This window comes from Luteibacter yeojuensis, from assembly GCF_011742875.1.
Taxonomy (GTDB): domain Bacteria; phylum Pseudomonadota; class Gammaproteobacteria; order Xanthomonadales; family Rhodanobacteraceae; genus Luteibacter; species Luteibacter yeojuensis.
In genome coordinates, this window is sequence record NZ_JAAQTL010000002.1 from 346,109 (window position 1) to 371,201 (window position 25,093).

The 25,093-nt window shown below is 68.5% G+C and carries 21 protein-coding genes; 8 read left to right on the forward strand and 13 right to left on the reverse strand.

What is annotated here, in order from left to right; genetic code table 11:
• Window positions 1-34 precede the first annotated feature (34 nt).
• The 4 genes from HBF32_RS16510 to glyA are packed head-to-tail and all read right to left on the reverse strand — an operon-like array spanning window position 35 to window position 3,980.
• Window positions 35-1,081 carry a Gfo/Idh/MocA family oxidoreductase gene (locus tag HBF32_RS16510; protein WP_166700879.1) on the reverse strand — a complete coding sequence of 349 codons (1,047 nt, stop codon included), beginning with the start codon at window positions 1,079-1,081 and terminating at the stop codon, window positions 35-37.
• The gene (gene ribD, locus HBF32_RS16515; RefSeq protein WP_166701101.1) at window positions 1,078-2,166 is read right to left on the reverse strand and encodes a bifunctional diaminohydroxyphosphoribosylaminopyrimidine deaminase/5-amino-6-(5-phosphoribosylamino)uracil reductase RibD; all 1,089 of its coding nucleotides are present in this window, start codon (window positions 2,164-2,166) and stop codon (window positions 1,078-1,080) included. The genes HBF32_RS16510 and ribD overlap by 4 nt, the downstream gene beginning before the upstream one ends.
• 38 nt (window positions 2,167-2,204) lie before the next feature.
• Window positions 2,205-2,720 carry a transcriptional regulator NrdR gene (gene nrdR / locus HBF32_RS16520; protein ID WP_166700880.1) on the reverse strand — a complete coding sequence of 172 codons (516 nt, stop codon included), beginning with the start codon at window positions 2,718-2,720 and terminating at the stop codon, window positions 2,205-2,207.
• 3 nt (window positions 2,721-2,723) lie between these two features.
• Window positions 2,724-3,980 (reverse strand): serine hydroxymethyltransferase, encoded by a 1,257-nt coding sequence (glyA, locus tag HBF32_RS16525; RefSeq protein ID WP_166700881.1) that lies wholly within the window; start codon window positions 3,978-3,980, stop codon window positions 2,724-2,726.
• A gap of 226 nt (window positions 3,981-4,206) precedes the next feature.
• On the opposite strand from glyA, the gene HBF32_RS16530 reads away from it, so the two are divergent.
• From HBF32_RS16530 to HBF32_RS16545, 4 genes are all read left to right on the forward strand, one after another.
• Entirely contained in the window at window positions 4,207-5,181 is a 975-nt protein-coding gene (locus HBF32_RS16530) for a hypothetical protein (RefSeq protein ID WP_166700882.1), read from the forward strand.
• A gap of 133 nt (window positions 5,182-5,314) precedes the next feature.
• A complete protein-coding gene (ettA, locus tag HBF32_RS16535; protein ID WP_166700883.1) occupies window positions 5,315-6,973 on the forward strand; it encodes an energy-dependent translational throttle protein EttA in 1,659 nt (552 codons plus the stop codon).
• A 148-nt stretch (window positions 6,974-7,121) separates the two neighbouring features.
• Window positions 7,122-7,934: an orotidine-5'-phosphate decarboxylase gene (gene pyrF, locus HBF32_RS16540; protein ID WP_166700884.1), complete on the forward strand. Its 813-nt coding sequence runs from the start codon at window positions 7,122-7,124 to the stop codon at window positions 7,932-7,934.
• Between the two features lie 122 nt (window positions 7,935-8,056).
• The gene (locus HBF32_RS16545) at window positions 8,057-8,440 is read left to right on the forward strand and encodes a DNA-binding protein (RefSeq protein WP_166700885.1); all 384 of its coding nucleotides are present in this window, start codon (window positions 8,057-8,059) and stop codon (window positions 8,438-8,440) included.
• 96 nt (window positions 8,441-8,536) lie between these two features.
• Here the strand turns inward: HBF32_RS16545 and def are convergent, their stop codons facing one another.
• Window positions 8,537-9,073, reverse strand: coding sequence for a peptide deformylase (def, locus tag HBF32_RS16550; RefSeq protein WP_166700886.1), 537 nt, complete (start codon window positions 9,071-9,073; stop codon window positions 8,537-8,539).
• A gap of 180 nt (window positions 9,074-9,253) precedes the next feature.
• On the opposite strand from def, the gene HBF32_RS16555 reads away from it, so the two are divergent.
• Window positions 9,254-11,329 (forward strand): carbon starvation CstA family protein, encoded by a 2,076-nt coding sequence (locus HBF32_RS16555; protein ID WP_166700887.1) that lies wholly within the window; start codon window positions 9,254-9,256, stop codon window positions 11,327-11,329.
• A 9-nt stretch (window positions 11,330-11,338) separates the two neighbouring features.
• Entirely contained in the window at window positions 11,339-11,545 is a 207-nt protein-coding gene (locus HBF32_RS16560; RefSeq protein WP_166700888.1) for a YbdD/YjiX family protein, read from the forward strand.
• Between the two features lie 74 nt (window positions 11,546-11,619).
• On the opposite strand, the gene HBF32_RS16565 is transcribed toward HBF32_RS16560, so the two are convergent.
• A complete protein-coding gene (locus HBF32_RS16565; protein WP_166700889.1) occupies window positions 11,620-12,327 on the reverse strand; it encodes a FadR/GntR family transcriptional regulator in 708 nt (235 codons plus the stop codon).
• 130 nt (window positions 12,328-12,457) lie between these two features.
• Here HBF32_RS16565 and HBF32_RS16570 point away from each other — a divergent pair, with 130 nt between their 5' ends.
• Window positions 12,458-13,588 carry an aldose epimerase family protein gene (locus HBF32_RS16570; RefSeq protein ID WP_166700890.1) on the forward strand — a complete coding sequence of 377 codons (1,131 nt, stop codon included), beginning with the start codon at window positions 12,458-12,460 and terminating at the stop codon, window positions 13,586-13,588.
• Window positions 13,589-13,628: 40 nt separating this feature from the next.
• Here the strand turns inward: HBF32_RS16570 and HBF32_RS16575 are convergent, their stop codons facing one another.
• The 5 genes from HBF32_RS16575 to xerD all read right to left on the reverse strand — a co-directional run bounded on the left by HBF32_RS16575 (window position 13,629) and on the right by xerD (window position 21,124).
• Complete coding sequence (locus HBF32_RS16575; protein ID WP_166700891.1) at window positions 13,629-14,531, reverse strand: EamA family transporter; 903 nt, start codon at window positions 14,529-14,531, stop codon at window positions 13,629-13,631.
• Complete coding sequence (locus HBF32_RS16580) at window positions 14,528-15,382, reverse strand: glycosyltransferase family 2 protein (protein WP_166700892.1); 855 nt, start codon at window positions 15,380-15,382, stop codon at window positions 14,528-14,530. Before HBF32_RS16580 ends, HBF32_RS16575 begins: the two co-directional genes overlap by 4 nt.
• Before the next feature lie 16 nt (window positions 15,383-15,398).
• Entirely contained in the window at window positions 15,399-19,262 is a 3,864-nt protein-coding gene (gene purL, locus HBF32_RS16585) for a phosphoribosylformylglycinamidine synthase (protein WP_166700893.1), read from the reverse strand.
• Between the two features lie 81 nt (window positions 19,263-19,343).
• On the reverse strand, window positions 19,344-20,117 hold the full coding sequence (locus HBF32_RS16590) for a DsbC family protein (protein WP_166700894.1): 774 nt from the start codon (window positions 20,115-20,117) through the stop codon (window positions 19,344-19,346).
• An 89-nt stretch (window positions 20,118-20,206) separates the two neighbouring features.
• Window positions 20,207-21,124, reverse strand: coding sequence for a site-specific tyrosine recombinase XerD (xerD, locus tag HBF32_RS16595; RefSeq protein WP_338039820.1), 918 nt, complete (start codon window positions 21,122-21,124; stop codon window positions 20,207-20,209).
• A gap of 68 nt (window positions 21,125-21,192) precedes the next feature.
• Here xerD and HBF32_RS16600 point away from each other — a divergent pair, with 68 nt between their 5' ends.
• A complete protein-coding gene (locus HBF32_RS16600) occupies window positions 21,193-21,678 on the forward strand; it encodes an RDD family protein (protein WP_240148016.1) in 486 nt (161 codons plus the stop codon).
• A gap of 141 nt (window positions 21,679-21,819) precedes the next feature.
• Here the strand turns inward: HBF32_RS16600 and HBF32_RS16605 are convergent, their stop codons facing one another.
• Together HBF32_RS16605 and HBF32_RS16610 are read right to left on the reverse strand one after the other, a co-directional pair.
• Complete coding sequence (locus HBF32_RS16605) at window positions 21,820-23,823, reverse strand: hypothetical protein (RefSeq protein ID WP_166700896.1); 2,004 nt, start codon at window positions 23,821-23,823, stop codon at window positions 21,820-21,822.
• Window positions 23,824-23,860: 37 nt separating this feature from the next.
• Window positions 23,861-24,874 (reverse strand): hypothetical protein, encoded by a 1,014-nt coding sequence (locus tag HBF32_RS16610; RefSeq protein ID WP_166700897.1) that lies wholly within the window; start codon window positions 24,872-24,874, stop codon window positions 23,861-23,863.
• Window positions 24,875-25,093 lie beyond the last annotated feature (219 nt).

Here is a 25,093-nt window from a genome sequence, read left to right on the forward strand (position 1 = left end):
CTCGCCGCTTCACCGCTTCGTCGGCTTCTCGCCGCTATAGCGGCTCCTGCAGAAGCGGGAAGGACAGCGGCGCCTGCAAGGAAGAGCGGCCGGTCCCGAGGACCCGATCCATCACCCAGCTCGTGCGCGCGCCGCTGCGGGCGCTGGAGGGGCAGGTCCCCTTCCCCGTCAGCTCGGCCACGATGGTCTCGATGAGGGGCTGCTGGATGTGTTCCGGGTTGGCGATGCGGATCTCCTCGCGGCGCCCGCCGGCCTCGAGGAGGATCGGGCCGTCGCCGAAGGTGGCGAACACCAGCCGGCCGCCGTCGCCGACGATCTCGACGCGATCCTCGCGACGGTCCGCGCCGAAGTTCCAGAGGCCAGTGCCGAGCACGCCGTTTTCGAAACGGAATGCCATGGCCACGGTGTCTTCCGCCGGATAGGCCCGCATCTGGTTCGCGGTCATTCCCCGCGCGTCGGCGATGGGGCCGAGCAGGAAGTCCAGGATGTCCAGGGTGTGGCAACCGATGTCGACGAAGATGCCGCCGCCGGACAGTTCCGGCCGCACCGTCCAGGGAAGGTTCGCCGGATCGGCGTAGCGGGCCTCGAACGGATGGTGGAGCAGCACGGAGGCAATGCGCGGCGTGCCGATGGCCCCTTCGGCGAGCAGCGCCGCGATGCGACGGAAGCGCGGCAGCATGCGCCGGTAGTACGCGACGAACACCGGCACACCGGCGGCTTCGCCGGCGGCGACGATGTCCTGGCATTCGCGATGGTCGATCGCCATCGGCTTCTCGACGTATACGGGCTTGCCGGCCGCGATGGCCATGAGGGCGTATTCGCGATGGCTGGACGGTGGCGTGGCGACGTACACCGCATCCACGTCGGGATCGGCGACCAGCGCCGCGGCATCGTCGTACCAGCGCGGCACGCCGTGGCGGCGCGCGTAGTCTCGCGCCTTTTCGCCGTCGCGGCGCATCACGGCCACGAGCGACGAGTCGGGCACCTTGGCAAACGCGGGACCGCTCTTGACCTCGGTGACATTGCCGCAGCCGACGATACCCCAGCGGACGTGGGCAAGGCGCCGCCGAGAGGGAGTCACTGGGCCCCTGCCTGCGCAGGGGCGACGGAGGTGGGGCGCAGTTGCAGGCGCATGTCGTCGCCCACCTGCCGGCGATCCACCGTCTGCAGTTTCCAGCGCGAAGCCATGTCGTCCAGCGGCGGCAGGTGCAGCATGGGGCGCGCGCGGTCGCCGAGCAGGATCGGCGCGATGTAGACGAGCAACTCGTCGGCGAGGCCGGCGGCAAGCAGCGCGCCGCACAACGCGGGACCGGCCTCGACGTGCACTTCGTTCACGTCCTGCAGCGCCAGCCAGTGCAACGCCGCATGCAGGTCGATGCCCCCATCCGCGCGGCGGACCGCCGTGCGCGGCATGTCGGCGAGATGGGCGGGAACCCGTGCGTCCGGCGCGTGCAGCAACACTGTGGGAGCGGTCCCGTCCAGCACCCTGGCACCGGCCGGCGTCCGCAGCGACGTGTCGACGATCGCGCGCAACGGCGGCACGAAGCGCTCGTCGCCGGGCAGGCGCACGGTAAGGTGCGGGTCGTCGGCCAGCACGGTGCCGCTGGCCGAGAGGATCGCCGAGGCACGTGCGCGCCAGCGCTGCACGTCGGCGCGCGCGCCTTCGCCCGTGATCCATTTCGACGAGCCGTCGGCGAGCGCGGTACGGCCGTCCAGGCTCATGGCGAGCTTCACCCGCACCCACGGACGGCCGCGCTGGATGCGGCTGAAGAACCCGATGTTGAGTTCGTGCGCGGCATCGCGCATCAACCCCACCTGCACGCCGATGCCGGCGGCGCGAAGCTTCTCGATGCCCGCGCCGGCGACCTTGTCGAAGGGGTCCTCGTGCGCGACGACCACGCGCCCCACCCCGGCGGCGATCAGCGCGTCCGCGCAGGGCGGCGTGCGGCCGTGGTGGGCACAGGGCTCCAGCGTGACGTACGCGGTGGCGCCACGAGCGGCCTCGCCGGCCTCGCGCAGCGCGAAGACTTCCGCGTGCGGCTCGCCGGCGCGCTGGTGCCAGCCGGTGCCGAGCACGGTGTCTCCGCGCGCGACGACGCACCCGACGCGGGGATTGGGTTGCGTGCCGTACAGGCCCTTTTCGGCGAGACGCAGCGCATGCGCCATATGGACGTGGTCCATGGCCGGAAAAAAGGGGCGCGACATCAGGGCTTGCGTCCGCGCCGCGCCGCTTCGAGCAAGGGCAGCTGGAGACCTTCCAGCGACGGCAGGTCGCGCTCCAGCTTCTCGATCTCCTCGCGGAACGCATGCACGTCCTCGAAGCGGCGGTACACGGACGCGAAACGCACGTAAGCCACCTGGTCGAGCTTCTTCAGCTCGCGCATCACCAGTTCGCCCACCTGGCGGGACGGTACTTCCCGCTCGCCGCTACGGCGCAGGTCGTTGATGACGGCGCGGACGGCGGCATCCACCGCGTCGCTCGCCACGGGGCGCTTCTGCAATGCGCGCTCGAAACTCACGCGCAGCTTGTGTTCGTCGAACGGCTCGCGACGATCGCCGGATTTCACGATCGTCGGAAGCTTGAGTTCGGCGGTTTCAAACGTGTTGAAGCGCTCGCCGCATTGCGGGCACTCGCGACGGCGACGCACCGTGCTCCCATCCTCCGTCAGGCGGGAGTCGATCACACGCGTGTCTTCGTGCTGGCAGAACGGACAATGCATCGATCAACCGTAAACCGGGAAGTTCGCGCACTGCGCCGTGACCTTCGCGCGCACCGCGGCGATCACCGCTTCGTCGGCGGGCGCGTCGAGCACGTCGCAGATCCACTGCGTCAGTTCCACCGTCGCCGCCTCGTCGTAACCGCGGGTGGTGATGGCCGGGGTGCCGACGCGCAGGCCCGAGGTGACGAAGGGCGAGCGGGGGTCGTTCGGCACGGCGTTCTTGTTCACCGTGATATGCGCCTTGCCGAGCGCGGCTTCCGCGTCCTTGCCGGTGACTTCGCGGCCGATCAGGTCGATCAGCATGAGGTGGTTTTCGGTACCGCCGGACACGATCTTGTAGCCGCGCTCGATGAAGGTCTTCGCCATCGCCTTGGCGTTCTTCACCACCTGCTGCTGGTACGCCGCGAACGACGGCTCCAGCGCTTCCTTGAAGGCGACCGCCTTCGCGGCGATGACGTGCATCAGCGGGCCGCCCTGGATGCCGGGGAACACGATGGACTGCAGCTTCTTCTCGAGTTCCTCGCCGAGCCCCTTGGCGACGATGATGCCGCCGCGCGGGCCGCGCAGGGTCTTGTGCGTGGTGGAGGTGACCACGTGGGCGTGTTCGATCGGGTTCGGGTAGACGCCCGCGGCGACGAGGCCCGCGACGTGGGCCATGTCGACGAAGAGGTACGCGCCCACCTTGTCGGCGATGGCGCGGAAGCGCGCCCAGTCGAGCACCTGCGAATACGCCGAGAAACCGGCCACGATCATCTTCGGCTTGTGCTCCAGCGCGAGCTTCTCGATCTCCTCGTAGTTCACGAGCCCGGTATCCGGATCGATCCCGTACTGCACCGCGTTGAAGATCTTGCCGGAGAGGTTCACCTTCGCGCCGTGCGTGAGGTGGCCGCCGTGGGCGAGGCTCATGCCGAGGATGGTGTCGCCCGGCTGCAGCAGGGCGAAGTACACCGCCTGGTTCGCCTGCGAGCCGGAATGCGGCTGCACGTTGGCGTAGTCGGCGCCGAACAGCTTCTTGAGGCGCGAGATGGCAAGCTTCTCGGCGATGTCCACGTACTCGCAGCCACCGTAGTAGCGCTTGCCGGGATACCCCTCGGCGTACTTGTTCGTGAGCGAAGAGCCCTGGGCTTCCATGACGCGCGGGCTGGCGTAGTTCTCGGAGGCGATCAGTTCGACGTGATCTTCCTGGCGACGGGACTCGTCGGCGATGGCCTTGGCGAGTTCGTCGTCGTAGCCGGCGATCGTTGCATCCTTCGGGAACATCTCGACCTCGTGGAAGTGGGCGGGGAAAGGCCGAAAGTGTAACGCCCGACGGGGGTTGCGGTCACTGGAGGCCCGGCAGGGCCGCTGGGCGCCGGGGCGGGCGATTCCGGAATCCCTGACCTCGGACTCGGAAAGGCCTGACAGCCCATACAGGCTCGCCGACGCTAGGCTTCCCCTCGGGCCATCCCCAGCCCTCCCCTACAAGCACCACGGAAAGGACTCTGCCGTGAAAGCAGCCCACCTGGCCATGCTCCTGGCATGGCTGATCGTCGCCAGCGCGCCGACCCACGCCCTCGACCGTCGCGTCGATATCTTCGATACCCATGCCGCGGGCGGCCTGCCCAGCCAATTCAACCTTCCCACCCCGGCGAACGACGGCACCCAGGCCATCCGGCTGATCGGCGAGCTTCGTGCCCACCTCGATACGGGCAGCGGCCTCGGCAGGATGTTCCTCGCCGAGATCGACGGACGGCCTGGGACGATCGTGCGCCTGGGCGACACCCTGGACATCGCCCTGGCCGAGGACGACAAGGATCCGCCGTCCGCGAGCGCCGGCGCCCCCATCGACCGCGAGTACCGCCGTGCCGGCATGCCGCCCCTCGCCTCGCGCGGCAAGGGCGCGACCCGCAAGGCTGCCTATACGCCCGCGCTCGATGTCTGGATCTTCCTGCATGAGACGGCAGGCGAGAACGATCACGCCAAGTTTCTCAATTGGTATGTTGGCTGGTGGATCAATGACTTGGAAGAAAATGTCAAGCTCGAAGTCCCGATCCGCGTGTCCCTGCGGGACAACGTGCCAGGCCTCACCGACATGGATTACGACGCGGGAACCGACGTGGAGCGCATCGGCGAGGTTGCCCGGCGCGGGGCCGAACACCTCCAGGCCTATGGCGTCGCCACCACGCCCCTGACCAAGTACGTCCTGTTCGTCGACCGCCCTCCGTCAAACTGGGCATCCGGCACGCTCGGCAGCGCTGTGCCGCCATACGGTGCCGCCATCGTCAGCAACCGGGGACACCGGCACATCTTCGCCCACGAAGTGGGCCACCTGCTCGATGCGACCCATGAGCTTGCCGAGCGCCAATTCTTCTGCATCACCAACATGATGGACAACCTCATCGGCGCCTTCTCCTGCAAGTACTACTCGGAGGCGAACAACGAGCGCATCCGCCGGTACGTGCACGACCGGTCCGGCCGGTGACGCGGCGCCCGGCGGCCGTGGCCGCCGGGCGCCCAACCGGGGGCGGTGCCTGCAACGGGAACCCGCTATAATTGGCGTTTGCCCACCCGGCGCGCGTCCGCCCGGGGGCGCGGCATCGCCTGACGGAGCCTCCATGCAATACATCTACACCATGAACGGGGTGAGCAAGATCGTTCCCCCGAAGCGCCAGATCATCAAGGACATCTCGCTCTCGTTCTTCCCCGGCGCCAAGATCGGCCTGCTCGGCCTGAACGGCGCGGGCAAGTCCACGGTGCTGCGGATCATGGCCGGCGTCGACAAGGACTTCCAGGGCGAGGCCCGCCCCCAGCCCGGCATCAAGGTCGGCTACCTCGCGCAGGAACCGGAACTCGATCCGGAGAAGACCGTCCGCGAGGCCGTCGAGGAAGGTGTGTCCGAAGTCCTCGAGGCGCAGAAAAAGCTCGAGGACGTCTATGCCGCCTACGCCGAGGAAGGCGCCGACTTCGACGCCCTCGCGAAGGAACAGGAGCGCCTCGAAGGCATCCTGGCCGCGAACGACGCCCATGCCCTGGAGCGCCAGCTGGAAGTGGCCGCCGATGCGCTGCGCCTGCCGCCCTGGGACGCGAAGATCGGACCGTTGTCGGGCGGCGAGAAGCGTCGCGTGGCGCTCTGCCGCCTGCTCCTGTCCAAGCCCGACATGCTGCTCCTCGACGAGCCTACCAACCATCTCGATGCCGAATCGGTCGACTGGCTGGAAACCTTCCTCCACGACTATCCCGGCACCGTCGTCGCGGTCACCCATGACCGCTACTTCCTCGACAACGCCGCCGAGTGGATCCTCGAGCTCGACCGCGGCCGCGGCATTCCCTGGAAGGGCAATTACACCGAGTGGCTGGTGCAGAAGGACGAGCGCCTGAAGCAGGAAGCGCAGCAGGAGAAGTCCCGCCAGAAGGCCATCCAGAAGGAACTGGAATGGGTGCGCTCCGCATCGAAGGGTCGCCAGTCCAAGGGCAAGGCCCGCCTCAACCGCTTCGAGGAGCTGAACTCGGTCGAGTACCAGCGCCGCAACGAAACCAACGAGATCTTCATCCCGCCGGGCGAGCGGCTGGGCCAGGAAGTGATCGAGTTCAAGAACGTCACCAAGTCGTTCGGCGACCGCGTGCTGATCGAGGACCTCTCGTTCAGGATCCCGGCCGGCGCCATCGTCGGTGTGATCGGCCCCAACGGCGCCGGCAAGTCCACGCTCATGAAGATGATCATGGGCAAGGAAACGCCGGACGACGGCGAGGTCAAGCTCGGCCACACGGTGAAGCTGGCTTACGTCGACCAGTCGCGCGACGCGCTCGATGCCAAGAACAACGTGTGGCAGGAAGTGTCCGGCGGTTCGGACATCCTCGCCATCGGCAACTTCGAGATCCAGTCGCGCGCCTACATCGGCCGCTTCAACTTCAAGGGCACCGACCAGCAGAAGATCGTCGGCCAGCTGTCCGGCGGCGAGCGTGGCCGCCTGCACATGGCGAAGACGCTGCTGCAGGGGGGCAACGTGCTCCTGCTCGACGAGCCGTCGAACGACCTCGACGTGGAAACGCTGCGCGCGCTCGAAGACGCCTTGCTGGAGTTCCCCGGCTGCGCGGTGGTCATCTCGCATGACCGCTGGTTCCTCGACCGCATCGCCACGCACATCATCGCGTTCGAAGGCGATTCGCACGTGGAGTTCTTCCCGGGCAACTACAACGAGTACGAGGCCGACAAGAAGCGCCGCCTCGGCGACGATGCCGGCCCGAAGCGCGTGAAATACAAGAAGCTGGTCTGACACCTTTACTGTGGGAGCCGCTATAGCGGCGAGAAGCCCACAGAGCGATGAAGCGGCGAGGATTATTCCCCTCGCCGCCATGGCGGCTCCTGCAAAAGGCGCCTTTTATCCCGGCCCCTAAGGGTCGCTCGGCAGAGGCATCACCACCATGACCTTCATGACCGCCCTCAAGGACGCCTGGCGCCGCAACGACTCGCTCGTATGCGTGGGCCTCGATCCCGAACCGGGCCGGTTGCCCGCGGGTCTCTCCGGCAACGAAGGCATCTTCGCCTTCTGCCGCGACATCGTGGACGCCACGGCCGGCCAGGTCTGCGCCTACAAGCCGCAGATCGCCCACTTCGCCGCGCAGCGCGCCGAAGGGGTCCTGGAACGGCTCATCGCCCATATCCACGACCGCCACCCCGGTATCCCGGTCATCCTCGACGCCAAGCGCGGCGACATCGGTTCGACCGCGAAGCATTACGCCTCGGAAGCCTTCGACCGCTACGCCGCCGACGCCGTCACCCTCAACCCGTACCTCGGCCGCGACTCCATCGAGCCCTTCCTCGAGCGCGCCGACAAGGGCGTGATCCTGCTCTGCCGGACATCCAATCCCGGCGGCAAGGATTTCCAAGCGTTGGACTGCGGCGGCGAGCCACTCTATCTGCGCGTGGCGGAAACCATCGCACGCGAGTGGAACGAAAACGGCAACTGCGCGCTGGTGACCGGCGCGACCTGGCCCGAAGAGCTTGGCAGGGTGCGTGCCGCCGTCGGCGACATGCCGCTTCTCGTGCCCGGCATCGGCGCCCAGGGCGGTGACGTGCAAGCGGTGATGAAGAACGGCCGCACGGCCGACGGCACCGGGCTCATGATTTCCTCCTCGCGGGCGATCCTTTACGCTGGCTCGGGCTCGGATTTTGCCGACCTAGCACATCGCGCGACGGAAGAAATGAGAAAATTGACCAACTCGTTCCGCCATTGAGACGGAAAGGCGAAAGCAGTCGCAAATTGGACGAGTTGGCAACAGCAAAAGCGTCACGCTCCCGCTCCGCGCTATCGAACAATACTCGACCAGTAGCGCTCAAGCGTTCCACCGGAGTTGTTATGCCCCCCACTAACCGAGGTTTTTCACAACGCCTGCATGTCGCGCTGGACATGGCCGGCGTCAAGAAAGGCCGCGGCCGAATCACCCAGCTGGCCGATCTTTTCGACGTCAGTCGGGAAACCGCGCGTAAATGGCTCAGCGATCTCGGCCTGCCCGAACTGGAACGCCAGATCGACATGGCCATCCGTTTCGGCGTCAATTTCGAATGGCTCGCCACCGGCCGGGGCTCCCCGAACGGCGCGACGGGTGTCCGCGAAAGCCCGGCCCTGTACCGGGCCGATTCCCGCGAACAGCTGCGCCTGGTCGGCCTCGTGAGCCGCATGCCGAAGGAACGCCGCAAGGCCCTGCTGGTCATCATCGAAGCGCTGGCGGACGCCGACTAAGCGCCGCCCTGTAGGCGCCGCTATAGCGGCGAGAAGCCAACAGAGCGGTGAAGCGGCGAGGCGAATCCCCCTCGCCGCCATAGCGGCTCCCACAAGTCAGTCGTCGCCGACGTCCATCCCCGGAAACAACACCTCGGTGAACCCGAAACGGGTGAAGTCGGTGATGCGCGAGGGATACAGTCGGCCGATCAGGTGGTCGCATTCGTGCTGCACCACGCGGGCATGGAAGCCTTCCGCGGTACGGTCGATCGGCTGTCCGGACGGATCGACGCCGCGATATCGGATCAGGGAATAGCGGTTAACCACGCCGCGCAAACCGGGCACCGACAGACAGCCCTCCCAGCCCTCTTCCATGTCCTGGGAGAGCGGCACGATCTCCGGGTTGAGCAGGATCGTTCGCGGCACCGGCGGCGCCTCGGGGTAACGCTCGCTGCTGTCGAAGCCGAAGATCACCAGTTGCAGGTCGACGCCGATCTGCGGCGCCGCCAGGCCCACACCGCCGGCATCTGCCATGGTGTCGAACATGTCCGCGATAAGCTCGTCGAGCTCGGCCGAGCCGAACATGGCGTCGGGCACGGGCGGAGCGATGCGCAAAAGGCGCTCGTCTCCCATCTTCAGGATCTCGCGGATCATGCGTTTTCCGGGGGTGTGGGGATGCTCTCAGCATGGCGCCGGAACGCCCCCGGCTCAAGCCTCCGAAGGGTTTCGCGCCTTCGGCCATTCGACCAATGGCTAATACCCGTAAGCCCCCGCGGTCATTGACCCCCAAGGCGGCCGGGACGACCCTTGGGCTATCCGCGAGGGAGTCCAACCATGCACAGCGCCATTCCCAAACCCAGCCCGGCCGGCAAGATCCTCTGGGCCGCCATCGCCATCGTCGGGGCCTGGTGCCTCGGCGTCATCGCGCTCCGGCGCGGCGAACCGATCAATGCCATCTGGCTGGTCACGGCCTCCATTGCGGTTTTCCTCATCGGCTATCGCTTCTACAGCCGCATGATCGCCAACCGGGTGCTCCAGCTCGACCCGTCGCGCGCCACGCCGTCGGTCCTGCGCAACGACGGCCTCGACTACGTGCCCACCGACCGCTGGGTGGTGTTCGGCCACCACTTCGCCGCCATCGCCGGTGCCGGTCCCCTGGTCGGTCCGGTACTCGCCGCGCAGATGGGTTACCTGCCCGGCACCCTCTGGATCCTGGTCGGCGTGGTCTTCGCCGGTGCGGTACAGGACTTCATGATCCTCGGTCTCTCCTTGCGGCGGGACGGCCGCTCCCTCGGGCACATGCTGCGCGAGGAGCTGGGAGAACTGCCCGGCGTCATCGCGATGGTCGGGGTACTGGTCCTCATGATGATCGTGCTGGCGGTGCTGGCGCTGGTCGTGGTGAAAGCCCTCACCCACAGCCCCTGGGGCACCTTCACCGTCGCCGCGACGATTCCCATCGCCCTCCTGATGGGCGTGTACCTGCGCTTCATCCGTCCCGGCCGCATCCTCGAGGTGTCGATCATCGGCCTGGTCCTGCTGCTCGCGTCGATCTGGTACGGCAAGACGGTGAACGACACGCCCGCCCTCGCCGCCCTCTTCGACTTCGACGCGAAGGCGCTGGCCTGGCTGCTGATCGGCTACGGCTTCTTCGCCTCGGTCCTGCCGGTATGGCTGCTGCTCGCCCCGCGCGACTACCTGTCCACCTTCCTCAAGATCGGCACCATCTTCCTGCTCGCGCTGGCGATCTTCCTCGCCGCGCCGACGCTGCAGATGCCCGCCGTCACGAAATTCATCGACGGTACCGGCCCGGTCTTCGCCGGCAACCTGTTCCCGTTCCTGTTCATCACCATCGCCTGCGGCGCCGTGTCCGGCTGGCATTCCATCATCGCCTCGGGCACCACGCCCAAATTGCTCGCCAACGAAGGCGAGGCACGGCTGATCGGCTACGGCGGCATGCTGATGGAGGCCTTCGTCGCGATCATGGCGCTCATCGCCGCCGCGTCGCTGCACCCGGGCGTGTACTTCGCCATGAACTCGCCCGGCGCGCTGGTGGGCACCACGGCGGAACAGGCCGCGCAGACGATCAGCACCTGGGGATTCCTCGTCACCCCCGCCGAGCTCACCGACACCGCGCGGAACATCGGCGAAGGCACTATCCTCGGCCGCGCCGGCGGCGCCCCCACCCTCGCGGTGGGCATGGCGCAGCTGCTCCACGGCATCATGCCCGGCGAAGGCATGATGGCGCTCTGGTACCACTACGCCATCCTGTTCGAAGCCCTGTTCATCCTGACCACCGTGGACGCCGGCACCCGCGTGGGCCGCTTCATGATCCAGGAACTGGCCGGGATGGCCTGGGCCCCGCTGAAGCATACGGAATCCTGGATCGGCAACATCGTGGCCACCGTGATCTGCGTGGGCCTGTGGGGCTACTTCCTGTACCAGGGCGCCGTCGACCCGCTCGGCGGCATCAACACCCTGTGGCCGCTGTTCGGCATCGCGAACCAGATGCTCGCGGCAATCGCGCTGATGCTCGCCACCGTGGTCACGGTGAAGCTCAAGCGCGAGCGCTACGTGCTCGTGCCCGCCGTTCCGGCGACGTGGCTGGTGGTCTGCACGCTGACGGCCGGCTGGCAGAAAATCTTCGACGACAAGATCAGCTTCACCGCCGCCGCACAAAAATACGCCGACGCGATGGCCTCGAACACGCTGCTCGCGCCCGCCAAGAACGTCGCGGAGATGCAGCGGATCGTTACCAACAACTACGTGGACATGGGGCTCACCGCGCTGTTCATGCTGTTGGTGCTGACGATGCTTTTCTTCTCGCTCCGCTCCATCGTCCGCGCCTGGCGCGTCAACCACCCGACCGCGCACGAAGAGCCGTACGTCGCGCTGTCGAGCGTGACGCAATAAGGAGGTCCCATGGAAACGAACGCATCGGCCGCACCGCGCTCGCTATGGCGATGGGCGGTACAGACCGCCCGCCTCTGCTGCGGCGTACCCGACTACGACGTCTACGTGAAGCACCTGCGCGAGCACCATCCCGAACGCCCCGTGCCGAGTTACGGGGAGTTCTTCCGCGAGCGCCAGGAGGCGAGGTATCGCGGCACAGGCGGCCGCTGCTGCTGACCCACCCCACCCCGTCGCCCCTGCCTACGCGTGGCCCCGTCGCCCCTGCGCAGGCAGGGACGACGGGCGATATGTCAGCGGCGGCGGGTTTTGCGCATGTTCGCGCGGGAATCCGCGATCATTGTGTGCATCGCTGCGGCGGCTTCGTTCGGACGGCGGCGGCGGATGGCTTCGTAAACCGCGCGGTGGTGCGGCAGGGAATACTTGAAGTTCTTCGCCGTGCGCGCGGACATCACGAAGAACGTGCCCAGCGCCGTCTCGATCACCGAGAACAACGAACTCAGTAGTTCGTTGTTCGTCGCCATGAGCACCGCCTCGTGGAAACGGAGATCGGCGGCGGCCCAATCGTCCAGCGTCTGCGCATCTTCCATCGCCTCGAGCGCCTCCCCGATGGCTTCCAGTTGCGCCTGGTCGCGACGGCGCGCCGCGGCCATCACCGCCGCGGGCTCCACGATCTCGCGCATCTCCACGAGCTTCTCGACGAAGTCGTCCGTCGGCATGGAGGCGCAGCGCCAGGATAGGACGTGGGCGTCGAGGTGGTTCCAGTAACGCGGGTCGCGCACCCGCATGCCCGTCTTCTGTCGCGTCTCGATGAGGCCCTTCGCCGCCAGTACCTTCAGCGCTTCTCGCAACACCGTCCGGCTGATCGCCATCTGCCCCGCCAGCTGGGCTTCGCCCGGCAGCGGATCGCCCGGCTGGAACAGGCCACCCACGATCGACTCGCCCAGATCCTCCACCACCTGCATGTGCAGGTTCCGGGCACCGCCCGTTTTCGACGCCATGGCACTCCTCCCAAGATTCCCGTGATCCATCCTAGCCGCAGCCCGGCCGCGGACATTGACGCGGCGCAGCTTGTCAATTGTCCAACAAATGTGATGTGGTCCCCCGATCCATCCGACCGGAGATACCGCAATGAAGATCGGCACGAGCCTGGCGGCCACGATCCTGCTGGCTGCCAGCGCGGGCGCCACCGCCGGCGAAGCATCGAAAACCTCTTTCGGCCAGACGCCCGACGGCAAGGAAGTCATCCTCGTGACCCTTACCAACGGCCACGGCATGACCGCGAAGATCCTCTCGCTCGGTGCGGCGCTCTATGCCCTGGACGTACCCGACCGGAACGGCAAGCCCGGCGATATCGTACTCGGCTACCCCGACCTCAAGGGCACCTTCGCCAAGCCCCAGTATTTCGGCGACACCGTCGGCCGCTACGCCAACCGCATCGCGAAGGGTAAGTTCACTCTCGACGGCAAGGCGTATACGGTGCCCGTGAACGACGGGCCGAATTCGCTCCATGGCGGAAAGACCGGCTTCGACAAGGTTGTCTGGACGGTCGACAAGGTGGTGTCCGGTGCCCGGCCCAGCGTCACCCTCACCTATGTCAGCCCCGACGGCGACCAGGGGTATCCCGGCAAGCTCACCGCCACGGCCACCTATGCGCTCGACGACAAGAACGAGCTGACGATCGAGTACACCGCGACGACCGACGCGCCGACGATCGTCAACATCACCAACCATACCTACTGGAACCTCGCCGGCGAAGGCTCGGGCAGCGTCATGGACCAGCGGCTGACGATCGCCGGCGATGCCTACCTGCCCACCGATGCCACGGCCATTCCCACGGGCGAGATCCGCAGCGTGGCCGGCACGGACTTCGATTTCCGCAAGGCCAAGCCGATCGGCCGCGACATTCGCGACGCGAAGGAGCAGCAGCTCGTCTTCGGCCGCGGCTACGATCACAACTGGGTCATTTCGCGAAAGGAAGCCACCCAGCCGCGCGAAGTGGCCAGGGTGAGCGATCCGAAGAGCGGACGCGTGCTCTCGCTGTGGTCGGCGCAACCGGGGTTGCAGTTCTATTCGGGCAACTTCCTCGACGGCACGACGTCGGGCAAGTCGGGGGGCATCTATCGCCAGGGCGATGCGTTCGCGCTGGAACCGCAGCTGTTTCCGGACACGCCCAACCAGCCGTCGTTCGGCTCGGCGCGCCTCGCTCCGGGGCAGACGTATCGGAACCTGATGGTCTACAAGTTCTCGGTCGCGCGATAGGACACGCCGGGGACAGCGGTTGGGGGCCCGCAGCAGGCCCTCACACCTCGTGGTGGAGCGCTTCCGCCGGTTTGCTTCGGCGGAAGCGTGGCGCGAGTTCGACCATGTACATCGCGGCGAGCACGAGCGCGCCGCCGCCGAGCATGCGGCCCGTGAGCGTATCCACGCCGAGGAGCACCGCGAAACCGGCGGCGAAGACCGGTTCGGTGGTCATGACAATGGCCGCGCGCGTGGCGGGCATGTGCGCCTGGGCCCAGGTCTGTATGAGCATCGCCAGCGCACCCGCCAGAAGCGCCATGTAAAGCACCGCTATCCATGCTTTCGCGTCCGGCGGAAGCACCGGGCCGCCATGCGGCAACGTGATCGCGACGCAGACGGCGGCGATGCCGAGCATCTGGATGGCCGACATGCCGAACGCGTCGCCAGGCTTCGACCAGTGCCCGAGTCCCACGATGTGTAGCGCGTACAACGCCGCCGAAGCGAGCGTCAACAGCACGCCGGCATCCACCGCGAAGCCGTTGAGCGCCAGCACCCCCAGGCCCAGCGTGGCGAGCAGGACGGCCAGCCAGGTCGTCCAGGGCATGCGCTGGCGGAACAGCAGCAGGGAGAGGATGGGCGTGATCACCACGTACATGCCGGTGACGAAACCGCTGACGCTCGGCGATGTACGCGCCAGGCCCTCGGTCTGCAACCATTGCGCCACGCCGTAAAGCACGCCGAGGGCGAGGCCGCGCAGCATCTGCGTGCGTCCCAGCCTCGCGAGCGGGAGGGCGAACAGGGCGAGCATCGCCGCCGCCGCGATGACGAAGCGCACCGCAAGGAAATCCGCGACCGGCATCCGGCCCACGACGTCCTTGATGAGCACGAAGGTGGAACCCCAGATGGCCGTGACCGCGAGCAGGCCGAGCGTGGCGAGCCCGCCCCCGCGCGTCGCGCGGCTCACCGGCGCTCCCGCAGGAGCTGGCCGGGGATCTTCAGCAGGAAATGCGCCCAGATGCCGAGCCACACCGCGGCACGAACCAACGGATGACGCGCGGCGGGGTCGTGCCGGCGGAACCACAGGTACATGCTGCGATGCTTGTGCCGGCTGACGAACACGGGCCGGTGGCGACTCGAGCCGCCCTTGCCGTGCAGGACGCGCACGTCGCCCGCGAGCAGCACCTTGTAGCCGGCGTCGCGCGCGCGGCGGCACAGGTCCATGTCTTCGCAGTGCAGGAAGAAGGTCTCGTCGAAACCGTGCAGGCGGTCGAAGGCGGTGCGCGGCATGAGTACGATGGCACCGGAAACGATCTCGACCTCTTCCGCGCCGTCGGGCAAGGGGCCGTGGATGTCGATGCCGGCGTCGCCGCCGCGTCCCAGCTTGGTGGCGAGGGAGCGGCGCAGCAGCGGGTCGCGCCGTCGCGATGCCGGGTCGGGACGGCCGCCCGCATCGCAGACCACCGCGCCGACGATGCCCGTGTGCGCATCGATATGCGCCGCCATGCGCCGAATCGTGTCCGCTTCGACGAGGCAGTCGGGATTGAGCACGAGCAGCCGCTCGCCGCGCGCCTGCGCGGCGCCGCGGTTCACGGCGGGACCGAACCCCAGGTTGGCCCGGTTGTAGACGACGCGCACGCGATCGTCATCCGCATGGGCGCGGTCGAGCGCCTCCGGCACGCCGTCGGTGGAACCGTTGTCGACGATGACGACCTCGACCGGCACGTCGCTCGCGAGCGCGTGCTCCACGCATTCGCGCGTGAAGGGACCGCTGTCCGCGAGGACGATGACGATACTGGTGAGGGGGACGGTATCCATCGCGGGACGACCGTGCTCAGCCTACCCACACGCGTGCATTGCGGAACATGCGCATCCACGGCGAATCCTCGCCCCACTGTTCCGGATGCCAGCTCAGCTGCGCGCTACGGAACACGCGTTCCGGGTGCGGCATCATGATCGTGACGCGGCCGTCCGCGGCGGTGAAGGCCGCCAGGCCGCCTGGGGAACCGTTGGGGTTGAGCGGATAGCTTTCGGTGGGCTTCCCGCGGTTGTCCACGAAGCGCGCCGCCGCATGGCTCTTCGACGGGCTGCACACCATCGGGAAGTGCACGCGGCCTTCGCCGTGCGCCACCGCCACCGGAATGCGCGAGCCGGCCATGCCGCGGAAGAAGATGCTGCCCGAGTCGAGGATCTCCAGCGTGGCGAGGCGCGCCTCGTACTGCTCCGACTGGTTGCGCAGGAACTGCGGCCAGTGCTTCGCGTCCGGGATGATGTCCTTGAGGCCCGACATCATCTGGCAGCCGTTGCACACGCCGAGGGCGAACCGGGTGCCGTCTTCGAAGAAGCGGGCGAACTGTTCGCGCAACGCGTCGTTGTAGAGGATCGAGGTCGCCCAGCCGCGGCCGGCACCGAGTACGTCGCCGTAGGAGAATCCGCCGCACGCCGCGAGGCCGATGAAGTCCTTCAGGTGATGGCGGCCCGTGGCGAGGTCGGTCATGTGCACGTCGACGGCATCGAAGCCGGCGCGGCCGAAGGCCGCCGCCATTTCCACCTGGCCGTTGACGCCCTGCTCGCGCAGGATGGCCACGCGCGGACGCGCGCCCTTGCCGATGTACGGTGCCGCGATGTCCTCGGCCGGATCGAAGACGAGCTTCGGCGAGATGCCGGGATCGGCATCGTCGAGTCGCCACTCGCTTTCCTGGTCGGCGCTCTGCGGGTTGTCGCGCAGGCGCTGCATCGCGTGGCTGGTCTCGTTCCACGCACGGAACAGTTCGGTCCAGTTCCACTTGAACGGGGTTTCGCCGCCGAGGTGGAGCTTGATGCCGAGCTTTTCCTTCGGACGGCCGACGTTGTGCGTCAATCCGGCGAGGTTGTACTTCACCAGCAGCTGTTCGAACGCTTCGCGGTTGGCGGAGGCCACCTGCACGACGGCGCCGAGCTCCTCGTTGAACAGGGCGCGCAGCGTCGCGTCGGCCCAGCCGTCGAGACGCAGCTCGAGGCCGCAACGGCCGGCAAAGGCCATTTCCAGCAGCGTGACGATGACGCCGCCGTCGGAGCGGTCGTGGTACGCGAGCAGCAGGCCGGCGCGGTTCGCCTCCTGGATCAGCTCGAACATCGCACGCAGGCGCTTCGGATCGTCGAGGTCCGGCGGCACGCCGCCGCCGCGGTTGAACACCTGGGTAAGCGCCGAGCCGCCGAGACGGTCACGGCCCGCGCCGAGGTCGATCAGCCACAGGTCGGTGTCGCCGCGGTCGAGTTTCAGCTGCGGCGTGAGCGTGCGGCGCACGTCGTCGACGCGCGCGAAGCCGGTGATGACGAGCGAGACCGGCGATATGGTCTTCTGCTTCCTGCCGTCGTCGTCGGTCCACACGGTCTGCATGGACAGCGAGTCCTTGCCGACGGGAATGGAGATGTCGAGCGCCGGGCACAGCTCCATGCCGACGGCCTTCACGGCGTCGAACAGCGCGGCGTCCTCGCCCGGATGGTTCACGGCGGCCATCCAGTTCGCCGACAAGCGCACCTCGTCGAGCTTCATCGGCGCCGCGGCGAGGTTGGTGAGCGCCTCGCCCACCGCCATGCGCGCGGCGTCGGCGCTGGAAAGCAGCGCCACCGGGGCGCGCTCGGCCATCGCCATGGCTTCCCCGGTGTAACCCTCGAAGTCGGTCATCGTGACCGCCACGTCGGCCACCGGCACCTGCCAGGGACCGACCATGGGATCGCGCGCGTTGAGGCCGCCGACCGTGCGGTCGCCGATGGTGATGAGGAAGTTCTTGCTGCCCACCGCGGGGAGGCGCAGGACGCGCATCAGCGCCTCGTCCATGCCGATGCCGGTGAGGTCGGCGACGAGGTCGACGCGCGGCTTCACGCGCTTCGCGTCGCGGTGCATGCGCGGCGGCTTGCCGAACAGCACGTCCATGCGCAGGTCGATGACGGTGGTGTCGCTGCGCGGATCGTGCACGACCAGGCGCGGCTCCTCGGTGGCCTCGCCGACGACGGCGAACGGACACCGCTCGCGGGCGCAGAAGGCCTCGAACAGCGCGAGGTCCTCGTTGCCGATGGCGAGCACGTAGCGCTCCTGCGATTCGTTGCTCCACAGCTGCATCGGCGAGAGGTTCGGGTCGTCGGTAGGCAGCCTGGAAAGATCGATGACGCCGCCGACGCCCGCATCGTTGAGGATCTCGGGAATGGCGTTGGACACGCCACCCGCGCCGACGTCGTGGATGCTCACGATGGGATTGGCGTCGCCGCGCGCCCAGCACGCGTCGATGACCTGCTGGCAGCGGCGCTCCATCTCGGGGTTGTCGCGCTGCACGGAGGCGAAGTCGAGCTCGGCGCTGGACGTGCCGGAAGCCACCGACGAGGCGGCACCGCCGCCGAGGCCGATGAGCATGGCGGGACCGCCGAGCACGATCACCTTGTCGCCGGCGCGGACCTTGCGCTTCTCCACGTGCCCCGGACGGATCGCGGCGAGGCCGCCGGCGATCATGATCGGCTTGTCGTAACCGCGGCGAATGCCCTTGTCGCCGGTCTCCTGCTCGAACGTGCGGAAATAGCCACCGAGGGCCGGGCGGCCGAATTCGTTGTTGAAGGCGGCGGCACCGAGCGGCCCGTCGCGCATGATCTCGAAGGCCGAGGCCATGCGTGGCGGCAGCGGACGCTCCTTCTCCCACGGACGCGGCAGGCCGGGAATGCGCAGGTGCGACACGGAGAAACCGGTGAGGCCGGCCTTCGGCTTGCCGCCGCGACCCGTCGCACCCTCGTCGCGGATTTCGCCGCCGGCACCGGTGGCCGCACCCGGCCATGGGGCGATGGCGGTGGGGTGATTATGCGTCTCGACCTTGATCGCGTACGGCGCCGCTTCCGCCACGGTACGGAACACGGCGTCCTCGGGGCTCACGAACAGGCGCTTGCCTTCGTAACCCTCGATCACCGCGGCGTTGTCGTGGTACGCGGAGAGCGTGTGCGCCGGCGACTTCTGGTGCGTGTTCTTGATCATGCCGAACAGCGACGAGTCCTGGCTCGCGCCGTCGAGCGTCCAGGTGGCGTTGAACACCTTGTGTCGGCAGTGCTCGGAATTCGCCTGCGCGAACATCATCAGTTCGGCATCGGTGGGCGCGCGGCCCATCTCGGCGTAACGCGCGGCGAGGTAGTCGATCTCGTCGTCGGCCAGCGCGAGGCCGAGTTCGACGTTCGCGGCGGACAGCGCGGCGCGCGGATCGTCGCCCAGCTCGATGCGGCCGAGCGGCCCCGGTTCGCCGGCGAGGAACAGTTCGCCCGCCTGTTCGAGCGCGTCCAGCGGCGACTGCACCATGGGATCGCAGAAGGCGGCCATCACGGCGGCATGCGACGGATGGTCCGCCGCCGGCATGCCGGTGACGCGCCACGCGGTGCCGCGCTCCACGCGGCGCACGTCGAACCCCGCGCCGTGGAGGATGTCGGTGGCCTTGCTCGACCAGGGCGAGATGGTGCCCAGGCGCGGCACGATCCAGAAGGTGGCTTCCTCGGGAGTACCACCCTTCGCTTCCAGCACGGCGAGCAGGCGCGCGCGCGCGTCGCCTTCCGGCGCCGTGTCGGCGTCGACGAAATAGGTGAACCATGCGGCCTGCACCCGCGTCCCGTGATGCAGGGCATCCAGGTGGGCGTTCAGCCGTTCGAGGCGAAAAGGCGAGAGGGCGCTCTGCCCGTCGAGTGCGATCATGCGGGGGAATAGGCGCAGAAGGAAAACGCCTATTCTACATGATGTTGCGAGGCAACATCTGTGGGGAGGGGGGCAGCCGCTTCAGCCGCCGCGGCCGACCGTGCCTGCCGGGGCCTCCAGGGCCTGGAGCAGCTGGGCCGGGGTGACGTAGCCGCCGACCACGTCGCCGTTCTCGGTGACGATGGTGGGGGTGCCATTCACGCCCAGGCGCTCGCCCAGCTCGAAATCGTCCTTCACCGGGTTGCTGCAGGTGGCCGCCTTGGGCGTCGCGCCCTTCATCGCCTCGTTGAAGGCGTTCTTGCGGTCGGCGCTGCACCAGACCGACACGGCCTTGGTGTACGACGGCGTGTCGTTGCCCGCCGTGGTCTTGATGCCTTCGCGCGGCCAGAACACGTATTCGACGGCGATGCCCTTCTTGTTGAACTCGTCGATGTGGGCGTGCAGCTGGCGGCAGAAGCCGCAGTCCACGTCGGTGAAGACGGTGACGGTGTGCTTCGGCTTGTCCGGGGCGTAGATCAGGCGTTGCGAGGCCGGCACCTTGGCCAGGGCCGCCTTGCGGGTGGCCGCCCAACTGGCCGCGCTGAGGTCGGTCTTCGCCTGGAGGTCGATGAGGTTGCCGTTGAGCATGTAATGGCCGTCGGCGCTCACGTAGACCATGCGGCCGGAGGCCACCACCTGGTAGAAGCCCGCCATCGGCGCCGGCGCGACGCTGTCGACCTTGATACCCGGGCCGAGGGATTCGACGGCATCGCGCACCGCTTTCTCGTTGTCGGCCGCCTGGGCCGTCATGGCGAATGCGCCGGCCAGGAGCGCCACTTCGAACAGCGCCACCGTGGACAGGATTTTCTTCAACATCGGTACCACTCCATCAGTCACCGGGGGAAAAGGCGGGGCCTCGATTGGAACACGGGGCGCGCCTTCGGTTCCCTCGATTGTGGCACGCCTCAGCCCCGCGGGTGGTGCTGGGCGTGAAGCCGCTTCAGCCCTTCCTTCGCCACCAGGGTGTAGATCTGCGTGGTGCTGAGGGCGCTGTGGCCCAGGAGCATCTGCAGGGCGCGCAGGTCGGCCCCGTGGTTGAGCAGGTGGGTGGCGAAGGAATGCCTCAAGACGTGGGGCGACACGCGGCTCGAGGGAATACCCACCTGCACCGCGTAGCGCTTCACCAGCGTCCAGAACATCTGCCGGGTCATCGCGGCGCCCCGGCGCGACAGGAACAGCGCCACCGGCTGCCCGTGTCCTTCGGCCAGCAGCGGCCGCGCCTCGCGCAGATAGGTTTCCACATGCGCGAGCGCCTCCTCGCCGACGGGCACGAGACGGTCCTTGCCGCCCTTGCCCGTGATGCGCAGCACGCCCTGGCGGGTGTTCAGGCCGGCCAGCGGAAGGTCCACGAGTTCCGAAACGCGCAGGCCGGACGAGTACATCAATTCGAGCATCGCGCGGTCGCGCATGCCCAGGGGCGTGGAGGTGTCGGGGGCGACGATCAGTGCCTCGACTTCGCGCTCGGCCAACGCCTTGGGCAGGCTGCGCGGCATCCGCGGCCGCTGCATCAGGAGGGTGGGATCCTCGCGTTTCCCTTCGTCGCGGGCCAGCTGCGCGTAGAAGCGCCGGAACGCCGACTGGCGCCGCGCCATGCTGCGTACCGAGACGGGCTGGCTGCCGTGGTACGCGGAAAGGTCGTCGCGCCGTGCGCTCCCGAGCGAGCGCCCGCGCGTGGCAAGCCAGCGCGCGAGCTGCTGCAAGTCGCGGCGATACGCTTCCAGCGTGCGGTCGGCCAGACCGTCTTCGGCCCATACGCGCTCGATGAAGCGCTCGATGAGGCGTGAATCGTCGGTGGAGGGTTCGGCGGGGAGGGCTTCGTTCACGGTCACATGGTCGCACGCTTGCCGGCGAGCTTGTGCACAATGGAAGGATGACGGAATCAGGGAACCCGATGACAACGACCATGCCTGCGCCCGCCTGGCGCCGTTTCGCCGCCATCGTCTACGACGCGCTGGCCGTGGTTGCCATCGTCATGGTCGTCGGCCTGCTCGCGCAGTTCGCGACGGGAGGCTCCCTCTTCGACGCGAAAGGGCATCTCCTGGCGTGGTGGTACCAGCCGTTGCAGGGACTCGTCGTCGGGACCTACTTCCTGGTTTCGTGGGTGCGCGGGGGACAAACCCTCGGCATGCGCCCGTGGCGCATCCGCGTCACCGACACGCAGGGCAGGCCCGCCACATGGCGGCGCGGCTTCGTGCGCCTGGCCGTGACCGCGCTGCCGCTGCTGCTCGTGACGCTCTATCCCCTGACGTCGTTGAAGATCGCCTTGTGGGCGCCCATCGCGGGCTGGGCGGCGCTGCTGCTTCCGGCCTTCGTCGACCGTCGCCGCCGCGCCGTCCACGACATGCTGGCCGGCACCGAGATCCGAAACCTTTCGTAGTCAACGGTACGAGCCGCCATAGCGGCGGGAGGTCCACGAAGCGATGAAGGGGCGAGGCGAGCCCCCTCGCCGCTATAGCGGCTCCTACAGGCCAGGCCTGGCGGCGTGGAAGGCCAGGCCTGACGTGGACGGCGGCAGGCGTCAGTGGGTGAACTGGTCGCTGGCGGGGACCCATGAGCCGGCGTTAGCGGACGGGACCGGCACGTTGATCTTGATCGAGCCCTCGCAACCCGCCGGCAGTGGGCCACCGGTGACGCGAGCCGTGGCGCAGAGCGCCGTGTTGTCCAGCGCCACCGGGGCGGCGGCCACCGTGGCGCTGTTCGCCGGCGGCAGGTTCTCCGCGAGCGGCTTCGCCGGCGCCATGGTCTGGACCTTCGCCAGCTCCTCCTGGCTCGCCGGCTGCGACTGGTCGCCGCCAGAGCAGCCGAAGGTGAAGAGGGACACGGCCTTCATCGCGCCGCCCTTGTCGCCGACGTTGCCGGGACCCGCGGTGCAGTTGAGCCGGATACCCCGCGGCAGCGATATCGTGGGATGCACCGTGGCCGCCTCGACGCCGTGGCGGATCGCGGTGTCCACCGACGATTCGCCCTTGGGCGTCCACGCACCTTCGAAACGCGTGGCCTTGTATTCGATGTGCACGCGCGAACCCGACTGCGACACCAGGTTGCCGCGCGGCTTCAACTCCACGTAGGCGCCGCCGACCTGGCCGGTCTTGTCGCCCTGCCCGCCCGCCACGCCGTCGGCGCGCTGCGAGCTGCCGTTCGCTCCCGTGAGGCGCTCGCCTTCCTCGACGCCCCTGGCCGCTCCCGGCTTGCCGGTTTCCGCGGCGGCCTCCGGGGTGTTCGAACCCGAGGCCTGCGCCGTGGTCTGGCCGGGAACGATGGGTTCGGCCGGCGGCCCCTGGGTCTCGCCGGTGGCGCGCTCGGCGTCGGCCTTGCCCTGCTCGGCGGCGTTCTGCGCCGTCGATTCGCCCGCGGCGATGTCGCCTGGCGCCTGCCCCGGCAATGCCGGTGCGGTATCCACGCCGGCCACGGGACGCTGCATGTCGCCCGGCGTCACCGCCGGCGCCTGCACGGTGGGACGCACGTCCGCGGCGGCAGGCGCGGACACGGTCGGCCGCGGCGTGGCGTCGGGCAACGGCACCGCCTCGAGTTCGGCCGTGGCGACGACGGCCGGCGCCTGTACGGGTTCCACCGAGACCTTCGGCGGGACCGGACGGGTATCGAGGGCGAGGTCCGGAGTCGGCGCCGTCGGCGCCGCCGCCACCTCGGGCAGGGGCGCCTCCTGCGGGGTAGCCGGCGCGGAGGATTCTTCCACTTCCGGGCGAGGCACCGGCGCGGGCGTGATCGCCGTCGTCGGCACGGGCGCGGTGCGCTCCGCGGTGATCGTAGGCGGCGTGGGCGTAACGGCCATCTGCGCTGCCGGAGTCTCCGGCAGCGCCAACGACGCCGGCGGCGGCATCGGCGCGGTGCCTTCGACCTGCGCCCTGCGCACGGGCTCCGGCTGGAAGCGCGGGGGAACGACCTCGGGCTTCGGCGTATCGACGGCGAGATCCGGTGGGGCCTGGGTCGGCACCGGCACCTTCTCCAGTTCCGGCTGCGAGGGCGGCGCCTTCGGCTGGGCGAGCGGACGCTCGGCCACGGCGACGATGCTCGGCGGCGGCGCGCTCAGCTTCACGTCGGGCTTCACCCGGGGCGGCTTCGCGGCGGGCACCGCGATCGCGGGAAGCGGCTTCGCGGCGGACGCCACCGCGGCGGCGCGCGATCCGCTGGCGGCCCGGCTCGCTTTGGACCGCGCGGTATTCCAGCGCGTTTTTGCCACGGGCGCCTTCGACGGCGTGCCGCGCACCGGCGGCACGGGCGGCGGAGGCTTGTCGATGAGCCGCACCAGCAGCGCGTTCTCGTCCGGCTTCTCGGGCGGCGGGGGCAGCACGTCGTACGCTGGCCCGAGGATCATCCCGAACAGGAAGACCAGGTGGACCACGATGGTGCCGACCCACCCCATGACGCGCAGCAGGCGATCGCGTGGCTTCTCGCGCAGGCGGCGCCGGTAGACCAACGCGCGCATCGCCGCCTCCCGCGGCGAAACGGGCAGCGAGTTCGCGGCGATCGGGCGATCGCTGTCCGGTTGGAACGTCTTCGGCATCGGACGCTAGTGTCCATGCTGCGGCAGCGCGGCACAATTACTTGCGCGTACGCCTTTCACGTTCGGCGTTCTCCTGGTCCATCGCCTTCAGCGGAATATCCGACGGGCAACCCGGCGGCAACCGGTCGTCGGCGCGGAACGCCGCGATGCATTGGGCCTCGGTCGGCGGCACGGGCTGACCGGGAAGGTCTTTGACGAGCGGGTTCGCCGGCGCCATGTTGAGGCGCGCGTCGCCGTCCTTCGTCGCGGCCTTCGACGGGTCTTCGCCCCCGCAACCCACGGGCAGCACGTAGAACACCGTGGCGCACTTGATCCTGACCCCGTGACCCAGGTCGACGGTCTTCTTCAGCGTCGTGGTCTCCATCGCGCGACGCAGGCCCTTGTTCAAGACATTTTCGTCACGCGGCGCCCAGGCTCCCTCGAAGCGCGTCTGTGTGTAAGTCACGGTGGTCTTGTGCGACATGATTCCGCTGTCGTCGGTAGGCTTGCGCGCGACGAAATCGGCCTGCGTCGTGCCGTCCCGCTTCTGCGTCGGCATGATGATGCTGCCGTCGGCACCGAAGATCGCGGGGCGCTGGGGCGGTGCCTCCGGCGCGGGCGCGGCGTCCTCGGCGGGAGGTTGGGACGGCTCCTTCGGCGGTGCCTTGGGGCGTGGCGGCTCAGGCCGTGTGGCCTCCGGCGAGCGAACCTTCGGCGGCGGCTCGGTCACGGGCGGGGGCAGCGCGGCGACCGGCGGGGCGGGCTGCGCCGGTTCGATGAAACGTACCTCGAGCACGTCCTCGCGATCCACCGGCGGCACATGGCCGACCGGCAGCCGCGGCGCCATTTCGTAGCGGACGAACAGCACCAGGAGGATGTGCAGGACGATGGCGGCGACCATCGCGAGGATGCGCAGCACGCGCTCGCGCGGCGGCGGACGACGGCCTATGGCGTACAGCGCGACCAGCGTGGCGGCGTCGATGGGTGCCAGCCCGCGCGAACGCGGCGAGTCCTCCGGCTCCAGCCGGTGGGGCTCGACGAACGGCGGTGGCGCCTTGCCGGGGTATTGCACGCTGCGAGGATCCTGTAGGCCGCTTGGGGAAAGTCGGACAGCTTAGCGGCGATCCGCTAAACCCAGCGTAAGCCCCCGCCTGTGACCGTGCCGACGGCAGAAGATTCCCAAGACCCTTGATTCTGACGGCCGGAAGGAGAAGGCTTGGGGCCGGGCCCCGCCCGAAACCACCGCCATGACCGTCCGGAATCCGGACGACCGTGACGGCCCGCCATCGTC